The following is a 6,335-nucleotide window of genomic DNA, read 5'->3' on the forward strand; positions in this document are numbered from 1 at the left end:
ATGTAACAGGAGTAATAACATTTTTTTATGTAGTGAATCAAGAATTAACGCCGTCTTATAAGATAAAAGATTAAAGATGATACAGTAATCGGAAGGCCAGTATCCAGAAAAGCTTCTAAATAAAAGGATAGAAAATCTCTTTTGTTAAACCACATAAAGAGTAAATGATTGTAAGAAATACCTAACAATATAAATAATGGAATACCGATTTTTAATTCGTGACTTCCTTTTATTTTTCTATAACAAAATTCACCTATTAAACAACCGATAAGAACAGGAATGCTTCCAAGAATTGAAACCGCAATAATAGATACCCAAATCGGTCCCCATGAATCCGCATAATTTGGAATGCTTGCATATGGTAAAACATTCATACCAATAGAGAAAACTAGTAAACATGCTATATAGCTAATAGTAAATTTCTTCATTATTATCCCCCGATACTATGTAAAATGGCATGTAGCAATAGAACTAGATACAAATAAAAATCTTCCGTTTTCTATATATGATTATATCAAGTATAGAAAAAGCTAGCTTTATTTTTTCGCTTCTAATATAAACAGTAAACTGGTAGTATAGTATTTCTTTTTATATTGTTATTGGGATATTTAGGATAAAAGGTTATAATTAACATTTGTGTGATCTGTCATTATGATAGTTTTTGTGAAACGAATCACAATAGTACTACGAGTTAGTTTAATTAAGAAGAGGGGACATATATAAATATGAGGCTTATAAAAATAGCAGCGATAGGTATGATTGCGGTAGGATCTCTTTCTATTTCTTCAAGCTCTTTAGCTGAAATGGAAAACGTAACGAAGAATGAAGTGCAAGCAGCTCCAAGTAGTTTCCCGGATGTTCCGGGTTGGGTAAAGCCATCAGTAGATTATCTTACAAGTAAAAATGTATTGTCAGGTATGCCTGATGGCACGTTTTCACCAAATTTAGAGATAGATAGAGGCTCAGCTGCCAAAATGATGGCGAAAATATTGAATCTTCCTGTCGATCAATCGGCAACGCCTTCTTTTGAGGACTCAAAAAGGAACTGGGCAGCGCCGTATATTGCGGTTATAGAAAAAGCGGGTGTTATTAAAGGGGATGGGAACGGGAAATTTAATCCTAATGGAAAGCTAACGAGAGGCGCAATGGCTTCTATGCTAGTAAATGCATATAAATTACAAGAGAAAGTGATAGGGAATCCTCCGACAGTATTTAACGACTTAAAAGGGCATTGGAGCGAGAACTATGTAAACATCTTGGTTGAATTAGGTATTTCAAATGGATACGGTCATGATAATTGGAAGCCTGATCAAACGATTACTCGTGCTGAAACGGTAAGTTTAGTCGCTCGAACTGATACTTCAAAAGATAAAGAGTTCAAGCGTAAACAAATTCAGATGTCCAAAGATTTCTTTGCTTATCACGATGCCTCATTATCTTCAGGAATCGCTTTTGAATGTACACCACAAAATGTAACAGTGTATGAAGAAAGAGGAGATGATTGGATTAAAATTCATACATATCAAGGGTTCAAATGGATCTTATTAAACGAGAAAAGAATTCATATTAATAGAGACTTTTTCACATATGATTATCCAGCAGACTCAGCGAATGTACTGTTAAAATATACAGCGCAAACGGTGACAGTAGTGGAAGAAAGAGGTACGTGGTTACGTATAAAAACTGGTTCTGGTCTACAATGGATGAATACGAATGAATCTAGAACAGTAATCGACAACCTAAAAACGATTCAAAATAATCAACAGGTTATTTTAGTCACAACAAAAGGCTATAATACGAATCAAGCTCAGATTCGTACATTTGAAAATTCAAATGGGAAATGGAGAGAGCAAAAGAATATAAGTGGATATATTGGGAAAAAAGGTTTTGCAGTTGAGATGAGTGAAAGTGGTATGAGTTCGCCAAGGGGAAAATACACAATTGGCTCAGCTTTCGGTAGACAAGGGAATCCTGGTACGAAACTTCCCTTTATTCATTTAACACCAAATCATGTCTGGGTAGATGATTCTACATCCCCATACTATAATACCCTGCAGGAAAAGCCTGTAAGAGGTCGATGGAAGTCAGCTGAAAATATGTATATCCCAGCGTATGATTATGGATTCGTAATTAATTATAATACGGAATCACGTACACCATACAAAGGAAGCGCAATCTTCTTCCATGTCTCTACTTCATGGACAGAAGGATGTACAGGTGTAGATAAACAAAATGTGATTGATATTTTAAGATGGATTGATCCCGGGAAAAATCCTGTTATTATTCAAACTCCTGAGAATGAACTGACAAATTATTAATTTGATACTCTTAAAAAGTTTTTAGTTGTAAAATGTATTCGGCATTATTTTAAGTCTACTTTCATTAGTAGGCTTTTTTTATTAGTGTAAGGAATTTTTGTTTCAGAGTACTGTTTACTTTTTGGCTTAATGATAATGAGCGGGGGAAAATAATGTAAAAAAACTATTGTATGTTTAAAACCCTTATGTTACATTTATGTTACAAGATAGTTACAAACGGTAACTTATGTTACGGTTTGTTTTCTTTTTGTTTTTCGGTATGTTACAAACCGAGAATATGTAAAGTTAAAAAAATAACAAACTAAAAATAGTTTTTCTATGTGTATAAGAGTGTGTGTAGTAAAGAGCCTGGTGAGAACTTTACGCACATGATTAAAATTCCTTTCTGTCTTTAAAAGAAGAAGAAAACCAACTACCAACTATTTAGGAGTTTTAAGTAATGATAGTAAATGAAATGTACTTCCTTTCCCACACACAAAGTACATCTTTATTTTCAGTCTAATTACTACACAGACCTTTATACATATGAAGTTATTGTTTTAGGAACACATAGGGGGAGAAAGAATGAGGAAGTTATTAACGGTAATTGGAATTACATTTTTAATGTTAGCTGGATGTAGTAATGGAGATTTTGAAAAGGAAATGGATGCAGGGAAGACAGCGTTAACGAATAAAGAATATAAAAATGCCTTATCATCATTTGAGCGAGCGCTAGATGAGAAAAAAGACGATTCAGATGTAATAGTGCTTGTAGAACAAACGAAAATAATGATTGAAGCAGTGAAGTTAAAAGAAGAAACAAAGGTAGAAGAATCCATCAAGTCATTTGAAAAAGTAGAGAACATGAAGGATGGGAATAATACACTTATAAAGCAGGCAAAGGAAGAACGAACAGCATTACTAGCTGTATTAGAGCAAAAAAAGAAGTATAGCGAGCAACTGACGAAAAGTGAAGAGTTAATCAGTAAGAAAAATTATACAGAAGCGAAAGAGATAGTAAATAAGCTAGTTGCAGAAACAAAAGATAACAAGAACCTTGAAGAATATAATAAAAAAGCAGTAGGATTAGTTACTAAAATGAATGAAGAGGAAAAAACTGCAAAGAGTGAAGCGGCAACGAAAGCACAAAAAACAAATGTAGTAACGAATCAAAAGGTAGAAGCAGAAAAGAATCAAAAAACTGAGGCAGAAAAAAATCAAAAGGTAGAAGCTGAAAAGAATCAACATGCATTTACTTTTGAGAAAGCGAAAGAATATATCAAAAATGAATATAAAGAAGACTATGATTACACGCTAGAGAATACGCAAGTAGAGAATGGAAAGAAATATTATCAAATTAGAGTGCGTACAACATATAAAATAGAAGGCGCAGCTGGAGCAGGATTTACTGGCGTATTCAAAGTATTCGAAGACGGTACAATTATTGAAATGCACTAAATTGATGAAAAAGGTATCCTCAAAGTATATGAGGGTACCTTTTTTTACATAAAAAAAGGCATCTAGCAAAAGTACTAGATGCAAATAAAAACACAAGGGAAGATAAATATCTTCCCGTTTCCCGTAAGTAATTATATCAAAAAATTTATAAAAAACTAGCTTTATTTTTTATATAATTGATGTGTAAAGCTATGAAAGTATAAGATTACACTATTTTCATAGTGTTTTATTGAAAAAGGAGCTGCGTATATGATGAATTTTAAACCAGAAAATTTGAATCAACTATTAAAAATAATGTTAATTAGTGCGAATAAATCTTATGATGCGATTAAAGATTATGAATTTACAGGGGAAGCGGTAGTATTCCGTGTGGATTTCGAATATATTGATGTGTCTTTAATGATTGTAGATATGTTAGGAAGATCAGCTTCTAAATTTACTATTTTGCCATACGCCCGTCCGAATACGAACGACATAGATTATATTCAGTTTCAAGTGTACTCGATTAATGAAGGGAATTTTAAAGAAATGATTGATACGATGTAGAGGAACTATAATTTTACAAAAATGTATATACCAACTAATATATAATTAATAAATTCATATAATTGGAGTGATGAGATGCAGCCGTTAGAAAGGGAGATTCATTCTAATATGCTGAAAGTGTGGCGAATTCACGCTTTAATTGGGGCGGCAGTTATACTAGCAGTCGTAATTGCATATTTCTTTTTTATGATCAATTTTAATTGGTGGGGCTGGTTGTTTGGCTTGTTAGTAACAGGCGCTATTACATTTATCCCGCTTGATTATTTCGTGTTTCCAAATTTACGTCAACGTTATTATAGTTACAGATTAAATGAAGAAGAGATTGAGATACAAAAGGGAATGTTCGTTGTGAAACGCGTACTTATTCCGATGATGCGCGTGCAGCACGTAACGATTGAACAGGGCCCGATTATGAGAAAGTATAATTTAGCAGAATTACATATTTCAACAGCGGCAACTTCTCATAGTATTCCAGGCTTAACGAAGGAAGAAGCAGAGCAACTGAAAAGACAAATTGGAGAACTTGCGAAAGTGAGTGAGGAGGATGTATAAGAGGCAACATCCGATCACGATTTTATTAGGTATTCGGATTTCGAGTTTATTTCCACTTATTATCCTTGTTATGTTTAAACCTGAAGAACAGGTGAAACCTTGGTATGTCTTTTATCTTTTCATCTTGTTTATTATATTTATTATGGCAATTTTCTCAGCGATAAAATGGTATTTCAAAGTGTACTGGGTTGAAAATAATATTGTACATATTAAACACGGCGTTTTTGTAAAGAAGGAAAGTTACTTAAATAAAGAACGTGTGCAAAATATTAGTACGTCTTCTAACATCATTTATCAGCTGCTCGGACTGACGAAATTAAATATTGAAGTAGCGGGCGGCGGTACTGAACCAGAAGTGATGTTAGCTGGTATTAGAGAAGAGGAAGCGAAGGAACTGATTGCTTTATTACATAAAGAAAGAAGCGTTGTGACTGAAGAAGAGTCCGCAACAGCAGAAAATAAGACAGTTTATCAGTTAACGGTGAAAGAGATTTTAGCAGCTTCCATTACGTCTGGTAGATTCGGATTAGTGTTTTCTGGATTACTTCTTATTTACTCAGAGTTTAATCAATTTCTACCAGAATGGCTCATCAATAAAGTAGAAGCGTATGTGATGGATAACGGTGTATATGAATTAATTGTTATGGCTGCGATTTTAATGGCGGTTTCGTGGGTCGTTTCGACAGCTGGTTATGCGTTAAAATATGCGAACTTTAAAATTGAGCGAAATAGAAATGAAATTCGCATCGTGCAAGGGTTATTTGATAAGAAAGAGTTTGTTTTAAAACTACACCGCATTCAAGCAATTACGGTGAAAGAAGGAATTCTTCGCCAGCCGTTCGGTTATTGCTCTGTCGAAGTGGAAGTTATTCAAAGTATAGAAGCAGCAGGGCATGAAGTGATGTTACATCCTTTTATGAAGAAAAAAGATGTCCAGCAGTTACTTACGTATTTGCAGTTACCGTATGAAACGGAAGAAGAAATCGTTCATTTACCGAAAGCTGCATTACGCCGTTACATAATAATGGGTTGGATTACAAGTACCATACTCGCAGTGCCGATCATCGGTGCGAGTATATATTTTAAGCAAAATATGGCGTTATTCACTTTAATCCCACTATTTATCATATTTACGTTACTCTCATACGCCCGGTATACAAGTGGTGGATATATGATACGAGACAATCAGTTAGTCATGGTATACCGAGGCCTTGCAAAATATACAGGAATCATGCGAAGAAGGCATGTTCAAGCAGTAGGATACAATCAATCATATTTTCAAAAGAAAGACGAGTTATGTACAGCTGCCGTATCAGTAGCGGGGCATAGATATGAAGTGAAGCATATGCGAAAAGAAGACGCGCTTCGTATATATAATTGGTATAAAGAAAAAGGAAACACCGGTGCGTAATGGTGTTTCCTTTTTTGTGTCGTGATTTGTCGATAAGTCGATATATCTGAAAAATCGCCGATATAATTTGA

6 protein-coding genes are annotated in these 6,335 nt (G+C 34.2%); 5 read left to right on the forward strand and 1 reads right to left on the reverse strand.

What is annotated here, in order from left to right:
- Nucleotides 1–44: 44 nt before the first annotated feature.
- Nucleotides 45–428 carry a hypothetical protein gene (locus MR113_RS21155; protein ID WP_242256687.1) on the reverse strand — a complete coding sequence of 128 codons (384 nt, stop codon included), beginning with the start codon at nt 426–428 and terminating at the stop codon, nt 45–47.
- Nucleotides 429–725: 297 nt separating this feature from the next.
- Here MR113_RS21155 and MR113_RS21160 point away from each other — a divergent pair, with 297 nt between their 5' ends.
- The 5 genes from MR113_RS21160 to MR113_RS21180 all read left to right on the forward strand — a co-directional run bounded on the left by MR113_RS21160 (nt 726) and on the right by MR113_RS21180 (nt 6,264).
- Nucleotides 726–2,318 (forward strand): S-layer homology domain-containing protein, encoded by a 1,593-nt coding sequence (locus MR113_RS21160; RefSeq protein ID WP_242256689.1) that lies wholly within the window; start codon nt 726–728, stop codon nt 2,316–2,318.
- A 564-nt stretch (nt 2,319–2,882) separates the two neighbouring features.
- Complete coding sequence (locus tag MR113_RS21165) at nt 2,883–3,755, forward strand: hypothetical protein (protein WP_242256691.1); 873 nt, start codon at nt 2,883–2,885, stop codon at nt 3,753–3,755.
- Between the two features lie 249 nt (nt 3,756–4,004).
- Nucleotides 4,005–4,301, forward strand: a complete 297-nt coding sequence (locus MR113_RS21170; RefSeq protein ID WP_242256694.1) for a protoporphyrinogen oxidase — start codon at nt 4,005–4,007, stop codon at nt 4,299–4,301.
- A 75-nt stretch (nt 4,302–4,376) separates the two neighbouring features.
- Nucleotides 4,377–4,853 carry a PH domain-containing protein gene (locus MR113_RS21175; protein ID WP_242256697.1) on the forward strand — a complete coding sequence of 159 codons (477 nt, stop codon included), beginning with the start codon at nt 4,377–4,379 and terminating at the stop codon, nt 4,851–4,853.
- Nucleotides 4,846–6,264, forward strand: coding sequence for a PH domain-containing protein (locus MR113_RS21180; protein WP_242256701.1), 1,419 nt, complete (start codon nt 4,846–4,848; stop codon nt 6,262–6,264). Before MR113_RS21175 ends, MR113_RS21180 begins: the two co-directional genes overlap by 8 nt.
- The last annotated feature ends 71 nt before the right edge of the window (nt 6,265–6,335 follow it).

The organism is Bacillus cereus group sp. BfR-BA-01379 (assembly GCF_022663605.1).
Lineage (GTDB): Bacteria > Bacillota > Bacilli > Bacillales > Bacillaceae_G > Bacillus_A > Bacillus_A mobilis.